The following is a 26,928-nucleotide window of genomic DNA, read 5'->3' on the forward strand; positions in this document are numbered from 1 at the left end:
CTTCAAGAGACAAGTTTTACAAGAAAGTATCCAACTTAATGAGAGCTCCCAATCCTCTCCCATTTCTGCTGAGCCATTCTTTAAGCGTCCAGCAGCCTTTTTCCTCCTTTCACAAGTGACTTTTCCTTTATTATACAATAAAGTCTTATATTTATATCTATGTTCCCACAGAATAGATTTTACTTTTAAGAATATTTTAATATTTTAAATTTTCTAAAAGTACTTTCAGGTTTTGGATATAAAAAAGAGAGCTTCTTGGCTCTCTCATTCATTATTTTACGTACTTAAAAGGAATCTCACTGCCACAGAGCCAGTTATAAACTTGGTCATTAACAAAAACATTCATGGCTTCGTGAGCATACTCTGGCATGATGCGATAGGCCTTATCACAGGTCAGACGGTTGTAAATTGCAAACTGGGTAATAGGATAGCAGACATCGTCATCCAAGCCCGTAATCATCTTGACCTCACCTTGAATGCGATGGGCAAGATTTTTCACATCGATATAGGAAAGGGTTGCCATGATTTCCTCCTCTGTTTCATGGAAGGGATCGTGAAACTTGAAATATCGGAAGAGTTCATCATAGGCTTCACTGGTATTGCCAATCTCAAGTACCCGCCTAAAGTCTGACAAGAAGGGATAGATGGCAACTGTTTTCTGAATCCGAGGATTGAGCGCTGCTGCAACCAGAGCTAAGGCCCCTCCTTGTGACGCACCATAGCTGGAAAGTTTTTTCTCATCTACCTGAGGCAGACTGGCAATAATTTCAACCAACTGGTAAATATCCAGATAGACATCCTTATAAAAGAGGTGGTCCCGACCTTCAACAGCACCACGGATGATATGCCCCTTAACCGTATTTCCTAGTGGAGAGCGCAAGCCGTCTTGAGAATAGCCCGACTGGCCACGAACGTCCATGGAAACAACACCGTAACCAGCCACAGTATAGGCCAGCATATCAGCCCAGTCCCAGCCACGTCCCATATAGCCATGGAAATGGAAAATTAGGGGAACTTTACCCTCACTCTTTGGAAGGACGACCCGTGCATAGACCTTGCCTTCATTTGTTCCTTCAAAGGTCAGCTCATAGCACTTGACTTGGGGAATATGGAAATCTCTTTCCTCCAACTGGTAGGCTGGAAGAGATGAAACTTTTTTGACTTGTTCATCCCAGAAAGCATCAAAGTCTTCTGGAACCTCATCCCGTCCTAGATAGGTCTTGATTTCTTCTAACAAAGCTGGATTTTTCATAGCATGCTCCTTTAGTTTTTTGTAATCGCTATCATAACTCTAGCATATCTAGGGAGGCAATGCAAGAAAGAATGCTAAATAGAAAGTGATTTTAGATTCTATTTCCTCAAACCTATCGTCTGAAAGTAGTTTTAAAATCTTAAACTTCTAATCTTCCGTTTTACATATGATCCTTCACAGCAACTGCTACCATTTTGGCTTTGGCACGGACTTTAGTAGCCACTGTCATCTCCATAGCAATAATTGCTTTTCTTTCCCCTAATTCCTCCAGAGTAGAAGTGACCACAATTTCATCTTCAATTGGACTAGGACTAAGGTAATCAATCTCCAAGTGAGCAGTAATAAAACGTCCTATCACAGTTGATTTCGTCAGTTCCAACCCTTTTTGATGATGGGCAAACCAAGCTGCTGAGGCCGTGCCATGGCAATCAAAAATAGTCGCTATCATTCCTCCAAAGACATTTGATGGAACTCCACCAGTATAAGCATTTTCAAGCTTTATCCGACTAATACAACTCTTTCCATCTATACTTGGATAGGTTTTTAAATGTAAGCCTGAATCATTCTTGGAACCACATCCCCAACAATGCTGAAATCGTTCTCCATACCTATCTTGGATAGCAATCGTTCTTGTTTCTAACATTCTTTTCACTCCTCTTTACTCAGATGGGGCAATTATATCAAGCTTCAGTCAAAGAGTAAATAGGCTTGGAGACTAATATCTTTTTATCACTCGACTAAGTTTGATTTATAGTCGACTATTTTATAAAAATAAAAAGAGCGTTTCCGCTCTTTGGTTATCAATAGGTGCTAGCTCCTTTCTCTAGTTTGAAAGTCTGATATTTCTTTTGGTAGGTTACTTTAATAGTCATGTGAGAGTCCTCGTTTCTTTTTGATGACTCTAGTATAAGACCCAAACCTAAAAGCTAGCTTATAGATTTCTTAGAAAAGGCTTAATCCAGATGTTCTCTCTTTTCTAAGTGGAGAGCAATCATGCGCCACTCCGGATCCTCTTTCCAACCTTCTATCGAACTAATGTAGCTGGCAACCTTTCTGGCTTCTTCTAAAATCGGAAAATCTTCGATAATATCCGCCACTTGAAACTCTGGAAGTCCTGACTGTCTGGTTCCAAAAATCTCTCCAGAACCACGCATTTTCAAATCTTCCTCCGCAAGGACAAATCCATTAGTCGTTTCTGTCATGATGCGCATGCGGTCCTTCCCTGACTCGGTCTTGGGATTAGCCACAAGAACCGCATAGGACTGCTTGTCTCCCCGACCCACACGACCTCTGAGCTGGTGAAGCTGGCTGAGACCGAACCGATCGGCATCCATGATAATCATGACGGTCGCATTGGGAACATTAACCCCAACCTCGATAACCGTTGTCGAAACCAAAATATCCGTCTTTCTCTCTTTGAATTCCTGCATGATCTGGTCTTTTTCGTCACTCTTCATCTTACCATGTAGAAGAGCCACTTCAGCCTTGCCGGCAAAATGAGCTGTCAACTCCTCAGATAAGGCAATGGCATTTTTCAGATCCAGAGCTTCCGATTCTTCAATCAGGGGAGAGATGACATAGGCTTGGGAACCTTTTTGAATTTCTCCCTCTAACCAAGTCAAGACCTGAGGCAGTTGCTCATGCTTAATCCAGCGAGTCACAATAGGCTTCCGCCCTGCTGGCATCTGGTCGATAATGGAAACATCCATATCTCCAAAGGCTGTGATGGCCAAGGTTCGTGGAATGGGAGTCGCCGTCATCATGAGGACGTCCGGATTATCCCCTTTTTCTCGTAGGATTCGCCTTTGCCCCACACCAAAACGATGCTGCTCATCGATGATAATCAAGCCAAGACGAGCATAATCAACCCCATCTTGTATCAAAGCGTGGGTTCCGATAATCAAATCAGCCTCACCCTTGGCAATGGTCTCCAAGACTGCTCTCTTTTCTGCAGCTTTTAAGGAACCTGTCAAGAGAGCGAATTTCAAGTCTGGAAAAAGGCTCTGTAGACTGTCAAAGTGTTGCTCCGCAAGGATTTCTGTCGGCACCATGAGAGCAGCTTGGTAGCCAGCCGTCACCGCCGCAAACATGGACAAGCCAGCGATCACCGTTTTTCCGCTCCCCACATCCCCTTGTAGGAGACGATTCATGTGATGGTCGGACTTCATGTCGGTCAAAATCTCCTGCAAACTCTTTTCCTGAGCTTGGGTTAGGTCAAATGGCAGATTTTCTTTAACGACTGTCACTTTTTCCTGAGACCAGTTCAGAACCAGACCGCTTCCCTGAACTCTATTTTCAGACTTGAGCGTCTGCAACTGCATCTGAAAATAAAAGAGTTCCTCAAACTTTATACGGCGAAGGGCCTGCTTGTATTCTGCCAAATCCTTAGGAAAATGCATAGCGCGAACAGCCTGGCAACGGGACATGAGTTTGTATTTATCAAGTAAAGACTGGGGCAGATTTTCCTCTATCAAGAGGTCTAACCCCTGATCAAAGGCCGTTTTGATGACCTTGACCAGACTGGCCTGACTGATTCCTTGAGCCAGTCGATAAACAGGTTGGAGGTCATCTTCCACCTGAGCCAGAACCTTCATCCCAGTCAGACTGGCCTTAGCACGGTCCCATTTCCCAAAGACAGCAAGGGTTGCACCCAACTCTATCTTATCAGCCAGATAGGGTTGGTTAAAAAAATTCACCGCAAAAACGACTTCTCCCTGCTTGAGGCTAAAACGTAGGCGATTGCGCTTGAAACCATAATACTGGACACTGGCAGGGGTCACGACTTGACCAGACAGAACCGCCTTTTCCCCATCTTCCAGATCTAGCACCTGCTTGGTCTTAAAGTCTTCATAACGGAAAGGAAAGTAGAGCAAGAGGTCTTGCAAGTTTTCAATTCCTAGTTTGGCGTATTTCTCTGCTGACTTTGGCCCCACGCCAGGTAAGACATGCAAGGGTTGATGTAGATTCATGCTCCACTCCTTTCTTTTTTAATAATATTCTCTCGGAATGCGATCGCTGAGGAGGCAAACCACCTCATAATTAATGGTTCCGCGGTAGGTCGCTACCTGAGTTGCTGTGATTTCCTGGTCACCGTTGGAGCCAATCAAGGTTACTTTTGTTCCTAGCGGATAAATCTTAGGCAAGCGAATGGTGATTTGGTCCATAGAAACCCGTCCGACGATTGGGCAAGCTTGTCCATCTACTAAAACAGAGAAATTCTGCATGTCTCGTGTCCAACCATCCGCATAGCCGATTGGCACGGTCGCGATGACTTGCTCGCTATCCGCCTGATAGGTGGCTCCATAGCCCATGCAAGCTCCAGCTGGCACTGTCTTGACATGGACCAGAGCAGACTCCAAACTCAAGGCTGGTGTCAAGTCATAGGGTAAGTCCAAGACCTCTCCACTTGGATTGAGACCATACATGGCATCTCCCATACGGACTGCATTGAAAATAGTCTCAGCATGCCAGAGGGTCGTTGCTGAGTTGCTGGCATGAACCAGCTCTGGAACTTCCTTCATACTTGCCAAAATAGCTTTAAAGCATTCTAACTGCTGATTAAAGTAGGTATCTGATTCCTCATCTGCAGTCGCAAAGTGGGTAAAAATTCCTTCAACATGCGCACCATGTTGCTTGAGCAAGTCTTGAGCCAGATCCGCTTCACTGGCCTCTCTAAAACCAATCCGTCCCATTCCTGAATCAATCTTGAGATGGACAGTCAAGCCAGTTAAATCTGCTTCCTTGTCTAACAGCGCTTGAATCCACTCCAATCCTGCCACTGTCAAGGTGATGTCGTATTCTTTAGCTAGAGCAACAGCTTCGATTTCAGAAACTCCTAAGATGAGAATTTTCTTGCTAAGTCCAGCATGACGAAGTTCGATAGCTTCATCAATATTGGAAACGCAAAATCCATCAACAACATCCTGGATCGCCGTTGCAACAGCTACCGCCCCATGTCCATAAGCATTAGCCTTGACTACTGCAAATTTGAGCGTACCATTAGGGATATGACTTCCCATTTGTTGTATATTGTGTCGAATGGCTCCCAAACGAATCAGAGCCTTGGTTGGTCTATGTAGACTAGCTTTCATGATTTTCCTCCAAAATGACACTGGCTGTCACAAACTGATCTGTATGGCTGATTGACAGCCAAATCTTTCCTGAAAATGGTGCCTGACTAAAATAGGGAGCCCCGCGTTCATTATTCAAAACTTCCAAATCCTGAAAAGTCAGTTTTCCAATACCAGTTCCCATAGCCTTGGAAAAGGCCTCCTTAGCCGACCAGCGACCAGCCAAGTATTCAATTTGTCTGCGCCCTTTGAGATTGGCAAAACGCTCCATTTCTTTAGGGGTCAGCACGCGCTTGGCAAAGCCCTCACGTCGTGTAACTGCATTTTCTATCGAAGCCAATTCTTCGATGTCAATTCCGTGTCCAACTATCATACTCATAAAAGGAGCTGAGATTCCCCCAACTCCATCCTTTTCACTTATTTTGTTAAGGTAGTATAAATTTCTTCTACCAAGGCTACTGTATTTTCCCAACCTAGACAAGGGTCAGTTATGGAGCAACCAAAGACCTCTGGTTGATTTTGACGACCGTCTGCTAGGTAAGATTCGATCATAAAACCTCGAACCGTCTTTTTAATCTTTTCATTCCAGTCACAATTCAGCAAGGCTTGACGAACAATACGAATTTGTTCCATATACTGCTTGCCTGAATTGTCATGATTGGTATCGATGATAATGAAGGGATTTTCAAGCCCCATAGTCTCATAGCGATTGATGGCATTTAAGAGGGTTTCATAGTAGAAGTTGGGTTCATTTTTACCATATTCGTTCATGGCGCCACGAAGGATAACGTGGGCCAAGGGATTTCCTGAAGTTTCCACTTCTTGACCGTGGTAAAGGAAGGTTTGCTTGTTTTGAGCTGCATAGATAGCATTAAACATGACCCCAAGGTTCCCAGATGTCGGATTTTTCATCCCAACCGGAGCATCAATCCCAGAGGCTACAAAGCGGTGTTCCTGGTCTTCCACCGAACGAGCCCCTACAGCATGGTAGCTGACCAGGTCATCAACCAAAACGAGGTTTGACGGATAGAGCATCTCATCAGCTGTTGTCAAGCCAGTTTCGGTAATCACACGGTAGTGGAGCTGACGAACAGCCTGCAAACCATTGATGAGACTAGGCGCTTCGCTGGTATTTGGTTGATGAATCATGCCCTTATAGCCATCTCCATTAGTACGAGGTTTAGCCGTATAGACACGCATCACGATAAAGATTTTATCCGCAACTTTTTTCTGCAAGTCTGCTAAGCGATGAGCATATTCGAGCACTGCTTCTTCATTGTCAGAAGAGCAAGGTCCCATCACCAAAAGGATTCGGTCGTCCTCACCAGAGATGATGGCTGCCAACTCTCTATCACGGGCTTCTTTTTTTCGCAAGGCTTCAGGTGACAGCTGGGTCGCAGCCTTGATTGCTTCAATATCAATTTCTTGACCTTTTTCGATAAATGCCATCTTACTCTCCTAGCGTTTGGTAAATTTCTCGAACAAGTGCTTCTGTGTTGTCCCATCCGAGACACGGATCTGTAATGGACTTACCAAAAACTTCTGGCTCATTTTGACGTCCATCTTCTAGATAGGACTCAATCATAAAACCACGAACATATTTCTTGATTTTCTCATTCCAGTCACGGTTAATCAAGGTCTGACGAACGATACGGATTTGCTCCATGTACTGCTTGCCTGAATTGTCATGATTGGTATCGATGATGATAAAGGGATTTTCCAAGCCCATCTTTTCATACTGGGCAATGGTATCTATCAAATTGTCATAGTAGTAGTTGGGAATATTCTTGCCATATTCATTCAAGGCACCACGAAGAATGGCATGGGACAATGGATTCCCAGTCGTTTCCACCTCTTTACCAAGGAAGAGGAAACTCTGCTTATTTTGCGCTGCGTAAATCCCGTTAAACATAACATTGAGATTTCCAGATGTTGGATTTTTAAATCCTGTTGAAAAATCTGCTCCGCTCGCTACAAAACGGTGCTGTTGATCCTCTACAGAACGAGCTCCAACAGCCATATAAGAAATCAAATCATCCACCAGCGGAAGATTTTCAGGATAAAGCATCTCATCCGCTGTTGTCATGCCAGTCTCAGAAATAACGCGGTAATGTAAATGACGAACAGCCTTGATTCCATTGATCAAGCTAGGTGCTTCTTTAGCATTTGGTTGATGAATCAAGCCCTTATAGCCATCTCCATTGGTACGAGGTTTAGCCGTATAGACTCGCATGACCATAAAAATGCGGTCTTTGACCTCTTCTTGCAAAGCAGATAGACGCTTGGCATACTCGAGAACCGCCTCTTCATTATCAGATGAACATGGTCCAATCACCAAGAGAATACGCTGGTCTTCCCCACGGATGATGGCTTCCAATTCCTGATCACGTTGATTTTTTCTCGCAAGAGCCGCTCCCTCTAATTTAGACAAGGCGCGAACTTCTTCAATGTTAATTTTAGGACTTTTAGCTGTAAATACCATGATTCATCTCCTTATAAAGCAAACGGACACCAAGCAAAAAATGACTTTTACCAGGTATCCGCCTGTATCTTATCTCGTATTATTGTCTCTTACCATGACAGTTCTTGAATTTCTTACCAGATCCACATGGGCATTGATCATTTCGTCCGACTTGGCTCAAGTCCACATCTTTTGGAAGCTGAGTCTGCTGCGCTGCGATATTACGAGTCGCAGTTGTACTGATATTGTGTTCAGTTTGAGGACGTTCCTGTTCGTGGATTTGTGCTTTCATCATCAAGCGAGTTACATCGAATTCAATTGATCCAATCATGTCATTAAACATGCGGAAACCTTCTGCTTGATATTCTACAACAGGGTTGTTTTGGGCATATCCACGAAGACCAACAGCATTTCGCAACTGATCAAGAGCATCGATATGGTCTGTCCACTTGTTGTCTACAACACGTAGGATCAAGACCTTCTGGAACTCTTTCACTGCTTCTTCATCACGAAGTTTGGCAACTTGGCTATCATAAACTTTCAAGGCACGTTGGAAAAGCTCATCTTTGATAGCTTGGTCTGACAAACCTGCAAGGTCTGAACGGCTGATTGAATCTTCTGGAAGCAAGTTATACTTAGCAAAGTTCAGGATTGCTTCCAGTTTTTCATCTTCTTTCGAACGAGCATGTGCATCTACGATTCGGCCAATGGTACGACGAATCATAGCATGGATTTCAGGTGCCAAGTCACGATCTGCAGTAATGACATCATAACGTTGTGCATAGATGATTTCACGTTGTTCACGCATAACGTCATCGTATTGGAGGACTTGTTTACGAGTATCGTAGTTGTTCCCTTCGACACGTTTTTGAGCTGCTTCAACTTGACGCGTTAACATGCGAGATTCGATGGCTTCATCAGACATGTTAAGACGTTCAAAGACACCTTTCAAACGTTCTGAACCAAAACGTTTCATCAAATCATCTTCAAGAGACAAGTAGAATTGTGACTCACCTGGGTCTCCTTGACGCCCTGAACGTCCACGAAGCTGATTATCAATACGGCGACTTTCATGGCGTTCTGTACCAATGACACAAAGTCCACCAAGTTCACGAACTCCTTCGCCAAGCTTGATATCAGTACCACGACCGGCCATGTTGGTTGCGATAGTAACTGCGCCACGCTGACCAGCGTTCATGATGATTTGCGCTTCTCTGTAGTGGTTCTTCGCATTCAAGACTTCGTGAGGAACACCTGCCTCTACCAGTTTCTTAGACAGAAAGTCACTCGTTTCAACTGCAACTGTACCTACCAAGACCGGCTGACCTTTTTGGTGACGAGCTTTTACATCTTCAACTACAGCCTTAAACTTCGCATCAAGACTGGCATAGAGAAGGTCTGAGTGGTCGATACGTTGGATTGGACGGTTGGTTGGGATTGGGATGACGCGAATGTTGTAAATTTCGCGGAATTCTTCTTCTTCTGTTTTACCAGTACCTGTCATACCTGCCAATTTCTTATACATACGGAAGAGGTTTTGGTAGGTGATAGAAGCTGAAGTCTTAGTCTCGTCTTGAATTGGTACACCTTCTTTTGCTTCAATCGCTTGGTGCAAACCATCAGAGTAACGACGACCTTCCATGGTACGACCTGTAAATTGGTCGACGATCAAGATTTCCTGCTCTTCACTAACCACATAGTCGATATCGAGAATCATGATATAGTTGGCACGGAGGGCATTGTCGATAAAGTGGGTAAGAGCCACGTTTTCGACATCATAGAGATTCTCCAGTTTGAAATAGCTCTCAGCCTTGTCAATCCCAGAATCAGACAAACCAATCGTCTTAGACTGAATGTCAATAATATAGTCATCCTTGTCCAAAGACTTCACAAAATGATCCGCCATGTGGTAGAGTTGGCTAGTCTCAACTGCATTGGCACCTGAAACGATCAAAGGAGTACGGGCTTCATCGATCAAGATTGAGTCAACCTCATCGACCAAGGCATAGTTAAGCGGACGTTGTACCATGTTTTCTGCACGAACGACCATATTATCACGAAGGTAGTCGAAACCAATCTCTGAGTTGGTTGAGTAGGTAATATCGCAAAGGTAAGCCTCTTTTTTCTCCATTGGAGATTTAGCTGCCAAGTTGATCCCTACTGACAAACCGAGCCATGAGTACAACTCACCCATTTCAGTCGCGTCACGTTCTGTTAGGTATTCATTGACTGTAACTACGTGAACCCCTTTACCTGCAAGGGCATTGAGGTACACTGGCATGGTCGCTGTCAATGTCTTCCCTTCACCGGTACGCATCTCTGGAACGTCACCATGGTGAAGAACAATCCCACCCATGACCTGAACCTTATAAGGGAAAAGCCCAAGGACACGTTTTGCAGCTTCACGGACTACCGCAAAAGCCTCATATAACAGCGAATCAAGTGATTCCCCCTTATTGTAGCGTTCTTTAAATTCGTCAGTTTTTGCTTTTAGTTCTTCGTCCGACATTGCGGCCATTTGGCTCTCATAGTTAAGAACCTTATCAGCCATCTTTTCTAGACGACGAAGTTCTCCTTTATCATTTTCGATAATTGTTTTTAAAATATTAGCCATGATTTTCCTTACTTTAGATTCTGAATATTTTAGAATGTTCTTTTAATTTTAGCATATTTACCATTATTTTTCAAGAAAGAATCCTTGTTTTACAAGGGGAAAAAAGGACTAGAAGCTAGCCTAGTCCTTCATTTTTTAATGTTTAATTTCCCAAAAATATAGGCAATATCCCAAAATACCAAAAGAGATTGATCCAGAAGGCCAAGCAAAAGATGATGCCAAAGAAGAAAAGACTGATTTTTTTAATCAGCACGGAGTATAGGATGGATAAAACGCCAAAAACCACAAAGAGTTTTTTCATAACGAAATAATATACTGAAACTCCTCCTATATGCCAATCCCAAGGAAGGAAAAATACGAGCAACCAGAGGATGCAAATCGTAAGAATAAATCTCTTGTAGTGCGCTTCAAGAAAGGCTTTTGTTTTCTCCATAGCAAACCTCCATTTGAGTCACTGTCTCTTCCCTTTTATTATACCAAAAAAACCTGGAAAAAGCTTTCCAGGTTCGGGTTTGAAATCACTAGTCTTACTAGAGAAATTACTTTATTCATAGGCTGATTCACTTTATTGACTTGATGAAGATGTTCCAAAATCGACCTTAGGAACTGTCTTGGCTTCTTCTGTTTCTTTAAAGGTTTCAGCTTCTTTAAAGTTCATCATATTCGCAAAAAGCACGGTTGGAAAACTTCTCAACTTTTGATTGTACTCGGCTGCGACTTTATTATAATCCTTGCGTGCTACAAAGATACGATTTTCACTGCCTGAAAGTTCGACCATTAGTTGCTCAACATTTTGATTGCTCTTGAGTTCTGGATAATTCTCCGTCAAGGAAATCAAGCGGGAAAGAGCAGAGCTCAACTCTCCCTGAGCCTTTTGGTTTTCTTCCGAAGTTACTGAACTACTACCGATTTTAGCTCTAGCATCAGCAATCTTGGTAAAGACTTCGGTTTCATGATTCATTTGTCCTTTAACGGACTCCACCAAGTTACCAATCAAGTCCGAACGACGTTGGAGGGCTGTCGAAACATCGGCCTGAGCCTGCTCTACTTTAGTCTGTTCACCAACCAGACCATTATAGGTCGTCACTGCGGAACAACTTCCCAGAACTAGTAGTCCAAAGAAAATCGCCACTATTGAGAGAATTACTTTATTTTGTTTCATATCAAAACCTTAACACTTTCTTTTATCAACTTTTCTGAGAAAATACTCAGATTTTAAATCAATTTCCCAAACTTTGTTTTTATTTTTAATTAAGGAGTGAACTCTTGCAAAGGAGTCACCTTACTGTATGGAGAAATCGGTTTGAGCAATATATGATCACTCACCAGTCATCAGACGAACCGCCACCATCAAAGCCACCGCCGTCCCAGCCACCAGATGAGTCGGAGCCTGAGTCAGACCAAGAGGATCCTGAATCTGATGAGTCACCGCCCCACCAGCCACCGCCAGAATCATCGCCATGTGAACCACCACCACGACCTCCAGATATAAATCCGATGATCATCACGATGAAGTAAATGAGAATTCCAAATCCGATAACTCCGTCACTCGAACTGCTTTTTCGATGACGTCTCGAAGAACTCCTCTCACCAGCATACCTTTCAAGTTCCCTTAAGCGACTAGAATTGATTGCATAGTCGTAACTACTTTTAGAACTTGAAGAAGTCGTACTCGATCCACTATAGAACATGTAGTTGAGATTATTGACTATTGAGAGAACTCCATTGTTGTAATCTCCTTTTTGAAAATAAGGGCGTGCTGTTTTCAAGAACCTGTGAGTCTGATAGTCTGTGATCTTACTGGCCACATTATTGCTTGTTTCAATCCGTGATTTTCTATCCTCAATAGCGACCACAATCAAGGCGCCGTTGTTGTCTCCCGAATAGCCAATCTTCCAAGCTCTAGCTGTTTCATTGGCTACTGTTTCGATTGTTTCTCCATCTAGGCTTTTCACAACATAAACGCCCATTTGGAATTTTTCTGCTTTTTGACTATTTACCTTATTCAAGCCTTGGATCAGTCTGATTGTATCATCAGTCAGATATTGATCCGGATCATAGATCCCGTACTCAGGTTTTTCAGGTGCTGTAAATGCTGACAAAAAGAGAAAGACCATCAGCAATCCAAGCAAGCGAACCAACAAACTATTTTTAAATAATCTGCTTCTTTTCATAATAACCTCCCCGATAAAGGAAAATTGATTGAAGGAATTATAGCATTTTGATTTTTACAAAGAAAGTACATTTTCATTACAAATAGATTACAAAATCTAGGAAAATAGTTGAATTTTGATGACAGATTTCGTCCCCGATTTGATAAGCCTTTTTACTCCTTTGATAGAAAAAAGAAGACCTCATAGCCTTCTTTTAGTTTATTTTTTAAATAAACAAAGTATAAATTTCTAATTATCTTTTTATATTTTCTTAAATGCTCGTAAAGCCTTATTCTATGTGCTTTCGAGTATTTTTACTGTAGGAAGATACTTCACGTTTCTTTGCATATTTCCTCATGTCTTAGCTGTCAGAAGTGGTAAATAAGTAGTAAATTCATTTGTACTACTAAGCAACAAGACGCTCCTGTTGCTTCTCTTTATTCAAGCGTTTCATTTCTGCCATTGCAGAATCGAATGTTGCATGTGCGTAATAGTTCAGCGTCATGGCTATATTAGCATGTCCCATAATGTACTGTAATGCCTTTGGATTCATTCCTGCATTTGCATAGTTGGTACAGAATGTATGTCGCAAACTATGTGGAGTGATGTGTGGCAATTTATCCTCGTTATACTTATTGTATTTCTTAACAAGACCTTTCATCATGCCGTTGTAATCACTTGCCACTTTTGGATAGTTCTTTCTATTAAGAAAGAGGAAATCACTATATCCATCAATCTCAACACGCTTATCATTCTTTCGATTCGCTAACACTCGCTTAAATGCTTGATAGGCTTCTTCAACCATAGGAACTTGACGTTCGCCACTTTTGGTCTTTGGTGTTTCAATGTAGTACCCAATTTCAGTATCTCTCAATAGCTGATGGTCTATATTGACAAGACGATTCTCAAAATCTAAATCTGGAAGTGTCAAACCACCAAACTCTGAAATACGAAGACCTGTTTTTAAGAGTATCAGAATTTCATCATAATTTTTGCTGTAGGTTTTATCAGCTTTTGCAAAGGCTAACAGTTTTTCTTCCTGTTCTTCTGTTAGTACGGTCTTAGGGACAGTATCATCATCAAGAACTGCTTTCAGTTGAAAGTCAAATGGATTCTTCCGAACACAATCATCTTGTATAGCAATATAGAATGAAGCCTTTAAAGAACGTTTGTAGTTATTGATGGTTTGATAAGCATAACCATTTTCACTCATTCTAATAGCCCATTCTTTAGCGTCTGATGGCTTAATACTGTCAATACTTCTTACACCTAACTTGTCTTTCTTCAAAATATCCATAAGATATTTGCGTCCAGTTTCAGTGTTTTTTCTAACCTTTGGTCTTTGAGCGTTCTGTTTTGCGTAAAGCTGGCAGAGTGTCATTTTCTTTCCTACAACATCAATACCATCATGAATGTCTTTCTGTAACTCTGCGATTTTCTCTCTAAGTGAGATACAATCACGCTTTCCTGCTGGTACTCGGTCTGTAGCCACAAGTTTCCACGAGTAAACAAATTGCGGTTCTCCAAATGAATCTATATATTTGTATAAGTATCTTCCGTCTTTTCGTTGGCTCTCTCCAGTCTTTAAGATTCGACCTTTATTGTCACGTCTTTTTTCTGACATGGCATTTGCTCCTTTCCTTTATGGAAAGAGCCTTGATACGACTTAATACTATTTTATCATATACAAGACCCTTTGGCGACGCTAGATTGCGTCCAATGTATCTATAATTTTTTCAAATTGTTTTCGTTTAATCTGAATACGATTGCCATTCATAATCAGCCAATTTGCATTTTTATTTTCCTCTGCCAAGCGTCGTAGCTTGTTTTCGCCAATACGAAAATATTTTGACGCTTCTTCAATGGTTAGGGTATAACGTTCCCAAATAGGAATGTCAGTCTGCTTCATAAAATCCTCCTTTCCAAATCACTTATTTGGATTTCATAAAAGTTGTTTTACCAGCAATCGAACAGCTTTAGCAAAGCTCACGGGAGTTCCACCCCTGCATGGTTCTCATGTAGCCATACTCATTGCCTGCGACGGTTTTATCACGCTCGGACTATTGACTGTATGGGAGTATCATTATCACGATAAGAATGTCGTTGCAGGCAATCCTGCTAAAGATTGCTTCTCGGATCACTAACATGAATCGCTCGCTATCTTTATAAGATAGGTCATGGCGGTTAGTTCCGTTGGCTCTTTTCTTATCGAAACGTATTCGATTACTTTTATTCAGTTTTCAAAGAACAATGGCTCGTTAGCCTATCAAAACACATTGAAAGCTCAATATGCTTTGGTGGAATAACAAACCTCCCTGTTCGGGAAGCGTGGAATGGTTTAGCACGCTTCCACGAAAGGAGAGAGGATATTACTTAATTTCAAATGACAAAATCTTTGTAATCAGTCTGGTTTCCATTCTTCCACGTAAGACTTCATCAACGACCATACTTTGATTGCCATATTCATCTTTCATAAGTCGTAGGGAACGCTTCGTTATGTACCCTCTGTAATGATGTAGAATCTGGTTAATCGCTTCGGTATCGCCATCTGTTGCCTTTACAATGAGAGGAAAGGGAATCATAGGATATTGTGTTTTCATTCTTCAAATTCCTCCATAAACTTTTTAATTAAGGCTAGTCCACTGGTTCTATGCCGATAGACAGTAGAACGGTTCAATTTCAACAGGTCTGCAATTTCTGAATCGCTCATGTCCATAAAGTAAAACAGCAGTAGAATTTCACGTTTCTTGTCTGGCAACTCACGTAATGCTTCACTCAACAAATCATTTTCAACGCCTACTGATAACCCATTGAGTGTAAAAATCTGAAAGTCAGTTGAATAGTTATCTGTTGTCGCAAACTGGCTAACAAGATAATCGCCAACATCCGAAAAGGACACCTCACGCTTTGCAATCCTTGAAAGATAAAGCATATAATTCTTTCGCTCGTCTTCCATAGCACGTTTACAGATATAGTCAAACTGATTTTCTATTGTGGTCTGAAAAGAAGATGGTTTCATGTTTCTCACCCCCTTTCTGTCTAGGAAAGGAAGTGAGCCTTGCTCGTTTATCTCCTTTCACTCTTAGTCCCAATGTGAAAGGGGGATTTGTTGCATTACTGATAAATAAACTTTGTAAAAAAGTTCTGAATAGCCAAAAAAGCATATAAACAGATTTATTTCTCTGTTTACATGCTTCTGTTATTCTATCTATATGATTTATAAAACCACATTGGTGGACGTACTTATCTATTGCAGATAGACGACTTTTTTTGACAAGAACCCAATGTAAGGAAATTTATTGTATATGATGTACTTCATGGCGACGTTGACCTCCAACAAACCGCCATTTGGAAGTAATATACAATATTTTAACAGCGTAAATAGCACTACCATATAACGGTTTTTTTTATTGGCGTTTAGTAGTGCTTTTTATTAAATATAAACCTATAAACCATATAACACGTTTTTCTATACCTGTTTTTAATTCAGTAGGAACAATAAAATGTATAGAGGTGGTCTACTATGCGTAAAAAAGAAGATAAATATGATTTTAGAGCCTTTGGTTTAGCCATTAAAGAAGCTCGATTGAAACGAGGTTTAACTCGTGAACAAGTGGGAGCATTGATTGAAATTGACCCACGGTACTTAACTAATATTGAAAATAAAGGGCAACACCCCAGCATACAAGTTCTTTATGACCTTGTATCGTTACTTCATGTTTCCGTTGATGAATTTTTCTTACCTGCTAATAACTTGGTAAAAAGCACCCGACGATTACAGATAGAGAAATACATGGATAGCTTTACAGACAAAGAACTATCCTTAATGGAATCTTTAGCCAGCGGTATCAACGAAGCAAGAAACATCGAAGACTAATTAAAAGAATCCATACATAACGGAAAGAGCCGATAAAATGAGATTGTATTAATCTCATTTTATCGGCTCTGCGTCTTTGCGTCTGGCTCTGTAATCACAGTTACTTTGAACTGCTTTATTTCAATTAAATTTTCTTGTCTGCATTTCGGACAATAGAGGGGGAATTTTTTTAATTCAGTATCTTCCCTTATCTTTAATCGTGTTTTATTTCCACATACAGGACACAATATCCACTTGTAGTTTATAATAACTATCTCCTCCTTTACACTTTAATTCAAATCTTTATTAAAAAATATTTCATCTTATTTAACAAGAAACCATATTTATATAACAACATAAAATACACTAAGTTATTTTATTGAACATATATCGTACTTTATCTATCCGACTATTTGGACGACGGGGCTGGCAAACAGGTTCACCGGTAGTAACATGGTACCCTTTTAACTCTGTTAAACAAACACTACGTCCATTTGTAAAGAAAGTTAAATCACTACGATATTCTTGAATACACCGAGCAGGGATTTCTCCACTAAGAATGACCTCATTATTTTTCAATTGAGTGTCTACGATGTTCGCACAATATTTAGGAGCATCGGTGTATGCTCGTGAAAGATATTCCTGTGGCGCATAAATTTTAAAACTAAGATATGGCTCTAACAATTCTGTTCCAGCTTTTTTTAAGACTTGTTCCAATACAATAGGAGCAAGCATCCGAAAATCTGCTGGGGTACTAACAGGGCTATAGTATAAGCCATACTTAAAACAGATTTTACAGTCCGTCACATTCCAACCATACAATCCTTGTTCACAGCCATAGCGTATCCCTTCCATAACTGCATTTTGAAATGATTGATTTAAGTATCCAAGAGAAACCGAGCTCTCATACTGCATTCCACTTCCCAACGGAAGCGGTGATACAGATAAACCAATGGAAGCCCAGAAAGGATTCGGTGGAACTTCGATGTGAATGGTATACTCTGCTTTTTTTAACGGTCTTTCCATATAAATGACTGTAGGCTCTTTTATTTCTATCTCCACATGATACTTTTCTTGCAGCAGAGCACAAGTCACTTCCATTTGTACTTTCCCTAAGAAAGAAAGTATGATTTCATGTGTCGCAGAATCCACATAATATCGCAGAAGCGGGTCACTGTCGGAGATTTCTAAAAGTGCATCAAGTAACATTTCCCTTTGTTGAGGTTTGCTCGGTTCAACAGTCGTTTGCAGCAGAGGGAGGGGATTTTCAATTCTCTCTCTCTGTGGCAATAGCTTTGTATCTCCAAGAACACTATTTAACTTCAAAAACTCATTCTGCAAAATAACAATTTCCCCGGAATAAGCCTTATCGATTTTACATAATTCACCATTTATTGAAGTATACATTTCTGTAATTTTTATTTTTTCCTTTTCCGATATTCTAACCGAATCTCGCAAATGCAGTACGCCACTATAAAGACGTATATATGCAAGACGCTGTCTTTTTTCCGAATACTCAATTTTGAAAACTTTTCCGCAAAGTTCAGACTGACCTCGATGTGTTGATGAATAAAATTTATTCGTAATCACTTCTATAAGGTTATCAATCCCTATATTGTTTTTTGCACTTCCGTGATAAACAGGGAACAGGGAACAATTATGAAATCTTATGCTTTCCTCTTGTTCGAGTTCCAATGCTTCTAATGATTTACCGGACATATATTTCTCTAAAAGGTCATCGTTTCCCTCTATTACCGTATCCCATTGTTCAGATTCGGTAAAGTTCGTCACACACATATTAGGATACAGTTCTACCTTCTGTTTGATTACAATTTCGGCAGAAAGTTTCTCTTTAATATCCTGATAAACCGTTGATAAATCAATTCCATTTTGGTCAATCTTATTGATAAAAAAGATTGTGGGAATCCCCATTTTCCTAAGTGCATGAAATAATATACGAGTTTGTGCTTGTACGCCATCTTTTGCAGAAATCAGTAGAATTGCCCCATCTAAAACTGATAATGAACGATATACTTCTGCTAAGAAATCCATATGTCCTGGCGTGTCTATGATGTTCACCTTCGTATTTTCCCACTGAAAAGAGGTTATTCCTGTCTGAATTGTAATTCCTCTCTGACGTTCTAAAAGCGTATTATCCGTCCTCGTTGTACCTTTGTCCACGCTTCCTAATTCTGTAATCGCTCCACTGTTATATAATAAGCTTTCTGTTAAGGTAGTTTTTCCCGCATCAACATGAGCTAAAACTCCAATATTAATAATTTTCATGTGATTTTCCTCCATTCAAAAGCCCAAAAGGGCATAAAAATCCCAGTGATAAATACTCTTATCACTGGGATTTTTATGCATAACCATAGGCATACAAAGCATACAGATATTCTCCGGATACTTTAGAATCACATGATAAAGGTATTCTTAAACTGGGTACAAAAAACTAAGCCCTCCTAAAAAAGGACATCCAATTATTTGTTCGCACTATCAAATTGACAGTTTATTTAAGAATACCTTGCCGCATATTTATTAACTCCTTTTAAATAGATACTTAAATAATAGCACGTAAGAGCATATTTGTAAAGGAATCTCCAATTTTTTATCAAAGAGAGTACGTGATTACAAAATAGCTGTAATAATGTACCAATATTTGTTATTCTATAATCTTCCAATTACTCCCGTTCTTTTCAAGTACCAAATCAAATTGAGATACCTGCGTTGCTTTGGTCTGCTGGTCGATATACTCCACTGTCAGCGATACCGTGACTTGATTATCCTTACGATTGTGAATAGGATTTACCAGTTCTTGAAAGATGTACTCTTTTCCGATTGGTTTTAATATCCCGTCATTCACATAGTAGGAAAGTTCACTGGCTGTCGCTGTAGGATAGAGCTTGAAGAACGTCGTTAAAAACTCATTGATTTCATTGGTTGTAATGGAATCAACCGTCCCCTCACTTTCAATGGCTTTTGGTTTATAACTTGATTTCTTAGGTATGTTGGTAATGGTCGGATTCTTAACCAGTACCATATTTCCAGAACCATCTACATAGACACTCACTATATAAGCAGAGTGGACGGTCTTTGTATTTTCTCCCTCTGTAATGAGCTGGTCTACACTGTAGGTTACATTAAACTCATTGTCGCCAGTTGGCTCTACCGTCCATATCTGAAATCCTCTTACAGAAGACGATACAGGAATATCTTTGCGTACTGTATCAACATTGAGAGCTTGAAGTTCATCTGTCAGATAGCCTTTTAGACTTTCCATTCGATTATCAATGGACTTATCGGATTGCTCCCATGAATAGTAGACTTTCGCAAAGTTCTCTACAAAATTTTCTACATGATGAGTATCAACGTATTCCTTTTCTATGATAGTTGTTTCGTGAATAGTATGAGTATCTATAGCTGTAAAGTGCTTGAATATCGCAAAGCTGAAACTAAGCCCTAAAAGTACCCACAAGGCAATCACAACCTTTTTATGAGGATTGACCTTATAGACACGAGGTTTCTTTTCCTTTGGTATCTGTTTTTCTTTATTCTGATTTTTTCTAAATTTCATCATTAAATCTTCCTTTCTCATTGTTTGATTCGTCCTGCTCCCACTAAATGCTGTTGCCAGTAGGGGCTTGTTAAGTCGGCATAACCGATTGGGTCGCCTGCATGAAACATACGGTTATTGCCAAGGTATATCCCAACATGAGTAATATAAGAGCCAGCGTTATAGGTAGAATGAAAGAAAACCAAATCGCCAGCTTGTGCTTCCGATAGTGGGATATGCTGGGTCACATCATATTGCTGTTGTGCGGTTCGTGGTAAGTTAATTCCAGCTTTTCCATACGTCCATTGTGTCAGTCCGCTACAATCAAAAGAAGTAGTCGGGGAAGCTCCACCGTAAACGTATCGCCAGCCCTCATATTTCAGTGCTTCGTCCATGATGGCTTGTACCGTATCATCATCAAACTCTGTTGTGACAAGATACTGCGTTACCAGTTGCACATAAAACATATTGCCATAGTTGTATCGCCAGCCCCCATTGATAGGTATGGCTATGGGATTGGGGTAAGACACTTTTTCGCCACCTGAATACTCTTTTGAGAAACTTTGAGCCAGTTCAAAGGTATATTTATTTCCACGATTAGCCACATACCCTAAGAAACCACCACCATAATTGTAGGACTGGATAACCGATTCTAAATCTACACTGAGCCTTTCGCTACTGGCTAATAATTCACTGAAATACTTCACACCTTGCTTAATGGATTCTTCTGTACTCAATGAATTAGGTGGAAGACCGAGGGATTCCGAGGACTGCATAACATCTTCCGCAGTACCGCCCGATTCCACCTGTATAATCGCAAGAAGTATGTTGACATATTCTTCAACGCCATATTCTTTGGCATATTTTTCTACCATAGGCTTATGAGCCAGCACTTCTGCGGAAACATTCACACCTCCATAATGAATATTGGAAATTCCGCTGTCCTGTTCATCTGAAAATAAAATGGCAACAAACAGAAACAGTGAGAAGACCATCAAGAATAATCCAGAACCACCAATCACTAAAGTTTTCAACTTCATGGTTTCTTACCGACTTTCTTAATGGTGGCGGTTTTGATTGGTGGTCTACTTCTTGTATTTTGTAGTGGTACTCTTTGAACAGTAGACGGACGTTCTTTTGTGATTGGACGTTGTGAAGTTCTATCTGCTGTAGTGGTTGAAGTTGCTGGCTTTTGAACGGTTTTTTCTTGAACGGTATTGCCTTGGCGTTCCACTTTTGGACTTGAAAAATCGGACTTAACTGCTGGACGCTCTTGTTTGGCTTGTTGAGATTCCTTATATGAAGTCTGAATATTAGACTGTTTTGAGGTCTGTTCATCATGATATTGTTCTTGTCTTGTAGTCGGTCTTTCATGAACAGAAGAAGCAGGCTGTTTTTTCTGTTTGACCTGTTCCATTTCAGAGCGACGCTTCGCAATGGTTTTTCGCCTTTGTTCCTGCTGTTCCTTGCGTCCACTGGCTCTGTCCGCTTTGGTTTGAGAAATACTACTGGTTAAATCACGGACATTCTCTTTTACTTTGGATTTTCCTTGATATACTGCATATCTTGCATTGGTCGGCAAATCTTTAACCTGTTCTTTCAAACCACTAGCAGTGTCTACCATTCTGTCTTTGGTATCAGCTACTGTACCGATGGTTTGACCGATACGTTTTCCAAGTGTTGATTTTTCCTTTCCGTCTGGTCGGGAGTGATCTGCTTGTGTCCTTGCAGAACTCCCCGAACCCGACTGTCCTTTTTTACCTGTAACAATGGCAGACCCAGCCCCTAGAGTAGTCATGGAACGTCCAAGTTTCCGCTGTAGACGGTGCATGTGAGCGTGCATAAGCATACGAGGTTTTCTCATCACACGACTTCCCACACTTTGAGAATCGTTACTCTGTAGAGAAAACATACTCATTAAATCGCCCAGCTTGAAGTAGATTCCTGCAAAGGTCACAATCTGTAGAAAAGCAATCAAAAAGAACGGATAACCAGCCGATAAGGTATAGAGCATGGTTGAAATACTAAATGCTGTCGTAATAATCAATGTGATTCCAGCTCGTGTCAAAATGGTATTAAAGAGCTTTGTTATGGCTCGTTTTGACATACCATCAAATGATGGAATCATGCTTAAAATAAAGCTCACAGGCAGAAACATAGCATAGATGATAAAAAGTACCTGCGAGAAAATCATGATTCCTGTTAATAGGAATACAAATATGGAAATCCCAATATTGAAGACAAATAGGAAGAAGACTGTACCTAAACGGTTAATGGTCTTTGTAATGGTTAGATTGGTATTGCTTCTGTCTTCAATTTCTTCCGCAACAATTTTTTCTCTGTCTTCGCCATTGTTGGAATCTGGGCTGGTGGAGAGCAGGCTTTCCACACGGTCAATACCGATACTTTCAATGTCTGAACTGTTGTATTGAAGCAGTAGCCACGGTTGCTGAACCTGTATGGAAAACAGGCTATCTCTGATTAAGTCCACGCTGTCCTTGCCTTGACTATCGGAATGGGGCATGACAATCTTCGTGCCAAGTGATAAACTGGCATTACTGATGTCTGATGAAAAGTCATTGATTTTTTTAATGTAGTCGGGAGCGTAGGCAATAAAGGAAGCCGATAGGATAAACACCAGCACAAAATTCATAATGGCATGAATTGCCTTTGTGGTTTCTCTCTTTATCAGTCCCGTATAGGCAACATAAACCCCAAGAACCAAAATCAAGAGTAAGAGGAATCCAACATAGAAACCCTCTGTTGAAAATCCGTTTGCACTCACACCAGCTAAGGTCTGCATATTCTTACCAATGGAATCTGCTGTAGCGGAAATGAAGTCTAAGGAATAGGCTTCCTGTACTAAGTAACCTGTCGCATTGGAAACATACAAACTGATTGTCCAAATAAAATTGGTAATGGCATATAGTCCATACATGACCTGTTTTCCAATCCCGTCCGACCAGTTCCACGGAAGCCAGCCCCAGCTATTATCCACATAAAAATCCAGTTGATAGTTTTCAAGTGGGTATCGGCTGTATTCATTTGCCACATTGACCGTATCATCTACCAAGCCCGCAGCTTGAACCACCGTTCCCAGCATGGCTAAAAGAAAAATGGCAATCACAAGTGTGAAAGCCACTGTCATTGCCACTTTACCTAGACGTTTCAGCGTCCAGTTTGATTTTATTCTGTTTACTATTGATGGTTTCACATTTACACCTCTTTTCGCACAGGTGGTCTGGTATCAAAGGCATGGAGCAGTTCTTCAAATACAGGGTGGAACTGTATCACACCGACACGACCATATAAATCACTGATAAGGCATTGCCCGTTTTCCAAATCACGCAATCGCTTCTGATTGTTTTCGTCCTCTGGGTCTACACCAAAAAAGGCTAAGGTCTTTTTAATCTCGTTAAGGTCAGTGGAACGAAATGCAAATTTTAAGCCGAGGTTATTTTTCAGTTTTTCATCTAAGAGGTCGTCTGTATTTTGGGTCACGAAATATACCCCAGCGTTCATAGCACGACCAGCCCGAACCAGCTTCATAGATAGTGTTTTTCCTTGTGCTACCTGTAAAAAGCTCCATGCTTCGTCTAAATCTACAATCTTGAAAATGCTTCGGTCTGTATGGATAAAGTCTAAAGCAAAGGTACTAATGACAATCAGCATAGCAACGGATAAAAGCTCCATAGTGGTATATTCCTCAAAGGAAGTTTCCTTGTCGGGAAGTACCAAGTCCGCAACCTGTATAATGTTCAGTTGTTTTTCTAAGCTGATAGACTGCTCCACATAACCATTACTGAATAATAAATGTGCAAAGTCATAGTCTGTAAAACTTTCGATATGGTCGGCTATACTGGTACTTAGTGGCGTATTCTCAACCCGTAATTCCTCAATCACTTTCATCAACCCTCGTACTTCACTATTGGTTACTGCACGAATGGCTTTTCTAAGGATTGGGAAGCGTTCCCCATCACGAGAGGAAATCCCCGTAAGGAATGTCAGAATATCAATAGCCAGTGATTCAGAATCTTTGGGATTTTTCATAATCACATAAGGGTCAAGTAAGCCTTTGTTTTTCTCATCAGAAGTCAGAGTGACGATATTGATTTCATGGGAAATCTCTGGCAAGGTTTCTTTCCATCTGCCACGTTCTGCTTTTGGGTCTACAATCACTGCTTGTGCCCCATAAAGCACCGCATAATAGACGATAAGGTTATTCGCAAAGGATTTACCACCACCCAGCGAACCAACAAAAGCCGACGCTAACGCATTGGTTACTGAACCCTTAACCCCTTGACTGGCAAGAGCAGGTTTCAGATAGACATTGCGTCCAGTATCTAAGCTGTAGCCAACATAAATCCCCTCATTTTCCCCCAGCATTTGAGTAGCACCAAAACCTAAACCAGCGAGGAAATCAGAGGTCACGTATTGAATATAATCATTCATATAACGCTTGCTGGCAGGTAAAAATTCTTCATGTAAGCCGAGCATATCCCCAAATGGTCGTACCAGTTTTACGCTTAAATCGTCATAAAAATCTTTCACTTCATTACAACGACGTTTGAGTTCGTCAAGATCATTTGCTGATACCCTTACCACATAAGACAGCTTGTACATAGATTCCTTGCTTTGGTCTAAATTGGTTTCCAGCTCATTCACACTTTCCAGAGCTTCCGCCACATTGGAGCTGGTTTCATTATCACTTTGCCAAGCGTGGTTATCCAAGTCTTTCAGTTCTTTCTTTTTATTGCGGACAGTAGATAGGGCTTTACGATTCGCTACAATTTCCACATTCATTGACGTATCAATCGGGAATGTAAATTGCTGTTGCTGGTAGTAGAAGATTTCAGAGGACGGGAAGTCCAGTTCTCCGACAATGCTGTTAATGGTAAAGTAAGCTACATAGACGGTTTCATCTTCCTGCTGGATTTTCAAATATCGCTGTTTTTCTTCCACCAAACAGCGAGTAGGCTTAATCAAGTCATAGTATTTAATCAGCGTTTCATTATCCAGCTTTTTCTTTGATAGATGGTACTCATACTCTTCATAGGCAGTGCCTGTCTGTCCGTAAAGGTGTTCAATCAGATAGCCGAAGTCGTCCTTATCTAACCTGCGGATTTTGAAACGACGAGAGATTTTATTTTCTAAGAGCTTTTCCATCTTCTGAAAACGCAGGATTTCATCATTACTCATACTAACAAAATCGCCCATCAGCTTATGGTTCACATCATAGACAAAATCAGACAAAGCATTTTTTGCTTCAACGGTAAGACTTTTCATAGAAAACTCCTGATCGTTGAGAAGCAACTTAAAGCCGATAAAGAAACGGTAGTTCACTTGATTTTCGCCAATCATGGATATTAAAGCGTCTGTCTGTTGGTCGATTTTGTCATAGGCAACCGCTTTGAGCTTGCCAGTGACTTCATTTTTGGAACGCTCTTGTGCAGAACGTATGCTGGATTCTGTACTGATTTGTAAAGCATGAATTTTGCCATCACGATTTTGTGCGATAAGCTGTCTGAAAGAATCATGCACTTGTATTTTCTGTTCTGGACTTAGAAATGAGTAATTGTAAGGAACAAGCTCATAGTAAGCATAACATTCCCCGTCTTTATTCCAGACGAGATTGTTTTCAATGTATTTAATTGGATATGCCATAAAATTCACTCCTAACTGCTGTAATGGCTTCTTGTGGCTGGTTTCTGCCAAGCGTTACTTTTTTTCCTGCATAGGTCAGCTTTGGTCGCAGTGCATAAGCAATGACAGACTTCAAAAATCCATAAGGCTTTTTACCATCAAAAGTTTTTGTAGACATAAACCATGTGAAAGCCACAGGAATCCCAAAGTATTTGAGAAATGCTCCCTCTATCATGGAAAGAGGGGGCAAGTTGCCAAGTATCATCACTGCAAAGAGTGACACGACAAACCATGTCATTTGCGTAAAGGTTATGGGAAACGGAAGTCTAAAATCATTGATAGAATACAGTACCTTTTCCACAGACCAGATACTGGTATAGCTTCGTATTTTCTTCATGTAATCAATCCTTTCATAAAAAATAGGGGTAGCTGATTGAGCCACCCCGTAAAATAGAAAATCTGCCAGTAGTAATGTACCGACAGATTTAATAGACGATTTCAAAAATCCCATGATTGGTTGAGATAAACGTTCCTGAAAGGTCTAAATCCCGACCATAGGCTTGATAATCAATATAGTTTTGAAGACTAGCTGGTACTTCGCCTAAAGCACCCGTTTCTTCAATGTAGTAGCGTGCCACGTCATACATATCATCACAATCGGAATGAATGATAATATCCTCTTGATGTTCGCTTAGTTCTTCAATGCTTGAAAAATGAGTGAGCAGAGCAGATAGCTCCGATTGTAATTCTTCGGGTAATTCCGATACCATTTCCCATAGTCGATTGAGTTCGCCAATGGAAGTGTATTCGTCAACCGTAAAGGGTAACTCGTAGTCATGAATGGCGTATTCCTCATATTCATCATTCAAGCCGATTTTCTCTTTGACTTCCTCAAAGTCAATGGGAAAGGTAAACCACGCACCGACCAATTCGCCCTCATTGTATTTGCCTAAATTCGCAATATAGACTTGCATATCGTCCATATATTCACGTCCTTTCTTTGTAGAGATTCAAAAATCCCTACCGCACTTCGTTTGGTGTACCATTCCTTTGCGGAACATAAGAAAACCACTTATATTCCACAAAAGAACGGTTTTATTTAAGCACCAATAATGCGATTGAATAGCTCTAGTAAAATGTCTTTTACTCCAGCAGCGTTGAAGACTAAGCCAACCGCAATAATCGCAATAATTAAAAAGCCAATCAGTTTGCTAAACTCACGCTTGAAGCCAAGATACAAGCCAATCACAACGATTGCTAAAAGCACCAGTGATTGAGCGTTTGATAGAAACCAGTTATAAAGGTTTTGTCCAAAATTCATAAAAA

Annotated in this window: 25 protein-coding genes and 1 pseudogene; 1 reads left to right on the forward strand and 25 read right to left on the reverse strand. The window is 40.7% G+C overall.

The window, feature by feature from the left end:
- Positions 1-271: 271 nt before the first annotated feature.
- The 15 genes from ATE37_RS04245 to ATE37_RS04325 all read right to left on the reverse strand — a co-directional run bounded on the left by ATE37_RS04245 (position 272) and on the right by ATE37_RS04325 (position 15,569).
- On the reverse strand, positions 272-1,252 hold the full coding sequence (locus tag ATE37_RS04245) for an acetylxylan esterase (protein WP_084868013.1): 981 nt from the start codon (positions 1,250-1,252) through the stop codon (positions 272-274).
- A gap of 160 nt (positions 1,253-1,412) precedes the next feature.
- Positions 1,413-1,895 carry a hotdog domain-containing protein gene (locus tag ATE37_RS04250; protein ID WP_084868015.1) on the reverse strand — a complete coding sequence of 161 codons (483 nt, stop codon included), beginning with the start codon at positions 1,893-1,895 and terminating at the stop codon, positions 1,413-1,415.
- Between the two features lie 310 nt (positions 1,896-2,205).
- Positions 2,206-4,221, reverse strand: a complete 2,016-nt coding sequence (gene recG, locus ATE37_RS04260; protein WP_084868016.1) for an ATP-dependent DNA helicase RecG — start codon at positions 4,219-4,221, stop codon at positions 2,206-2,208.
- 18 nt (positions 4,222-4,239) lie between these two features.
- The gene (alr, locus tag ATE37_RS04265; protein WP_084868018.1) at positions 4,240-5,343 is read right to left on the reverse strand and encodes an alanine racemase; all 1,104 of its coding nucleotides are present in this window, start codon (positions 5,341-5,343) and stop codon (positions 4,240-4,242) included.
- The gene (gene acpS / locus ATE37_RS04270; RefSeq protein WP_084868144.1) at positions 5,333-5,695 is read right to left on the reverse strand and encodes a holo-ACP synthase; all 363 of its coding nucleotides are present in this window, start codon (positions 5,693-5,695) and stop codon (positions 5,333-5,335) included. Before acpS ends, alr begins: the two co-directional genes overlap by 11 nt.
- 44 nt (positions 5,696-5,739) lie before the next feature.
- Entirely contained in the window at positions 5,740-6,771 is a 1,032-nt protein-coding gene (locus ATE37_RS04275; protein WP_084868020.1) for a 3-deoxy-7-phosphoheptulonate synthase, read from the reverse strand.
- A gap of 1 nt (position 6,772) precedes the next feature.
- Positions 6,773-7,804 (reverse strand): 3-deoxy-7-phosphoheptulonate synthase, encoded by a 1,032-nt coding sequence (locus ATE37_RS04280; protein WP_061598126.1) that lies wholly within the window; start codon positions 7,802-7,804, stop codon positions 6,773-6,775.
- A 79-nt stretch (positions 7,805-7,883) separates the two neighbouring features.
- A complete protein-coding gene (gene secA, locus ATE37_RS04285) occupies positions 7,884-10,397 on the reverse strand; it encodes a preprotein translocase subunit SecA (protein ID WP_084868021.1) in 2,514 nt (837 codons plus the stop codon).
- A gap of 142 nt (positions 10,398-10,539) precedes the next feature.
- Complete coding sequence (locus ATE37_RS10835; protein WP_084868023.1) at positions 10,540-10,830, reverse strand: hypothetical protein; 291 nt, start codon at positions 10,828-10,830, stop codon at positions 10,540-10,542.
- Positions 10,831-10,962: 132 nt separating this feature from the next.
- Complete coding sequence (locus ATE37_RS04295) at positions 10,963-11,559, reverse strand: LemA family protein (protein ID WP_000812473.1); 597 nt, start codon at positions 11,557-11,559, stop codon at positions 10,963-10,965.
- 160 nt (positions 11,560-11,719) lie between these two features.
- Complete coding sequence (locus ATE37_RS04300; protein WP_084868025.1) at positions 11,720-12,571, reverse strand: TPM domain-containing protein; 852 nt, start codon at positions 12,569-12,571, stop codon at positions 11,720-11,722.
- A 385-nt stretch (positions 12,572-12,956) separates the two neighbouring features.
- Complete coding sequence (locus ATE37_RS04305) at positions 12,957-14,174, reverse strand: tyrosine-type recombinase/integrase (RefSeq protein ID WP_001291561.1); 1,218 nt, start codon at positions 14,172-14,174, stop codon at positions 12,957-12,959.
- Between the two features lie 81 nt (positions 14,175-14,255).
- Complete coding sequence (locus ATE37_RS04310; protein WP_000814511.1) at positions 14,256-14,459, reverse strand: excisionase; 204 nt, start codon at positions 14,457-14,459, stop codon at positions 14,256-14,258.
- A gap of 460 nt (positions 14,460-14,919) precedes the next feature.
- Positions 14,920-15,150: a helix-turn-helix domain-containing protein gene (locus ATE37_RS04320; RefSeq protein ID WP_000857133.1), complete on the reverse strand. Its 231-nt coding sequence runs from the start codon at positions 15,148-15,150 to the stop codon at positions 14,920-14,922.
- The gene (locus ATE37_RS04325) at positions 15,147-15,569 is read right to left on the reverse strand and encodes a sigma-70 family RNA polymerase sigma factor (RefSeq protein ID WP_000804885.1); all 423 of its coding nucleotides are present in this window, start codon (positions 15,567-15,569) and stop codon (positions 15,147-15,149) included. Before ATE37_RS04325 ends, ATE37_RS04320 begins: the two co-directional genes overlap by 4 nt.
- 504 nt (positions 15,570-16,073) lie before the next feature.
- Here ATE37_RS04325 and ATE37_RS04330 point away from each other — a divergent pair.
- Positions 16,074-16,427, forward strand: a complete 354-nt coding sequence (locus ATE37_RS04330; RefSeq protein ID WP_001227347.1) for a helix-turn-helix transcriptional regulator — start codon at positions 16,074-16,076, stop codon at positions 16,425-16,427.
- Positions 16,428-16,486: 59 nt separating this feature from the next.
- Here the strand turns inward: ATE37_RS04330 and ATE37_RS04335 are convergent, their stop codons facing one another.
- The 10 genes and pseudogenes from ATE37_RS04335 to ATE37_RS04380 all read right to left on the reverse strand — a co-directional run bounded on the left by ATE37_RS04335 (position 16,487) and on the right by ATE37_RS04380 (position 26,923).
- Entirely contained in the window at positions 16,487-16,654 is a 168-nt protein-coding gene (locus ATE37_RS04335) for a cysteine-rich KTR domain-containing protein (RefSeq protein WP_000336323.1), read from the reverse strand.
- Between the two features lie 118 nt (positions 16,655-16,772).
- The gene (gene tet(M), locus ATE37_RS04340; RefSeq protein WP_000691729.1) at positions 16,773-18,692 is read right to left on the reverse strand and encodes a tetracycline resistance ribosomal protection protein Tet(M); all 1,920 of its coding nucleotides are present in this window, start codon (positions 18,690-18,692) and stop codon (positions 16,773-16,775) included.
- Positions 18,693-18,707: 15 nt separating this feature from the next.
- Positions 18,708-18,755: pseudogene (locus tag ATE37_RS11025) on the reverse strand (hypothetical protein); the annotation flags it as partial.
- A gap of 313 nt (positions 18,756-19,068) precedes the next feature.
- Positions 19,069-20,001 (reverse strand): conjugal transfer protein, encoded by a 933-nt coding sequence (locus ATE37_RS04350; RefSeq protein WP_001224318.1) that lies wholly within the window; start codon positions 19,999-20,001, stop codon positions 19,069-19,071.
- Positions 19,998-20,999 carry a bifunctional lytic transglycosylase/C40 family peptidase gene (locus ATE37_RS04355; protein ID WP_084868027.1) on the reverse strand — a complete coding sequence of 334 codons (1,002 nt, stop codon included), beginning with the start codon at positions 20,997-20,999 and terminating at the stop codon, positions 19,998-20,000. Before ATE37_RS04355 ends, ATE37_RS04350 begins: the two co-directional genes overlap by 4 nt.
- Positions 20,996-23,173: a CD3337/EF1877 family mobilome membrane protein gene (locus tag ATE37_RS04360; protein ID WP_000804748.1), complete on the reverse strand. Its 2,178-nt coding sequence runs from the start codon at positions 23,171-23,173 to the stop codon at positions 20,996-20,998. The genes ATE37_RS04355 and ATE37_RS04360 overlap by 4 nt, the downstream gene beginning before the upstream one ends.
- Positions 23,174-23,175: 2 nt before the next feature.
- On the reverse strand, positions 23,176-25,623 hold the full coding sequence (gene tcpF, locus ATE37_RS04365; RefSeq protein ID WP_000331160.1) for a conjugal transfer ATPase TcpF: 2,448 nt from the start codon (positions 25,621-25,623) through the stop codon (positions 23,176-23,178).
- Positions 25,607-25,999: a conjugal transfer protein gene (locus ATE37_RS04370; RefSeq protein WP_000723888.1), complete on the reverse strand. Its 393-nt coding sequence runs from the start codon at positions 25,997-25,999 to the stop codon at positions 25,607-25,609. The genes tcpF and ATE37_RS04370 overlap by 17 nt, the downstream gene beginning before the upstream one ends.
- 88 nt (positions 26,000-26,087) lie before the next feature.
- Positions 26,088-26,585 (reverse strand): antirestriction protein ArdA, encoded by a 498-nt coding sequence (locus tag ATE37_RS04375; protein WP_000342539.1) that lies wholly within the window; start codon positions 26,583-26,585, stop codon positions 26,088-26,090.
- Positions 26,586-26,701: 116 nt separating this feature from the next.
- Positions 26,702-26,923 (reverse strand): hypothetical protein, encoded by a 222-nt coding sequence (locus ATE37_RS04380; protein WP_001009056.1) that lies wholly within the window; start codon positions 26,921-26,923, stop codon positions 26,702-26,704.
- Positions 26,924-26,928: the final 5 nt, after the last annotated feature.

This window comes from Streptococcus oralis subsp. tigurinus (assembly GCF_002093575.1).
In the GTDB taxonomy this organism is placed as follows: domain Bacteria; phylum Bacillota; class Bacilli; order Lactobacillales; family Streptococcaceae; genus Streptococcus; species Streptococcus oralis_CH.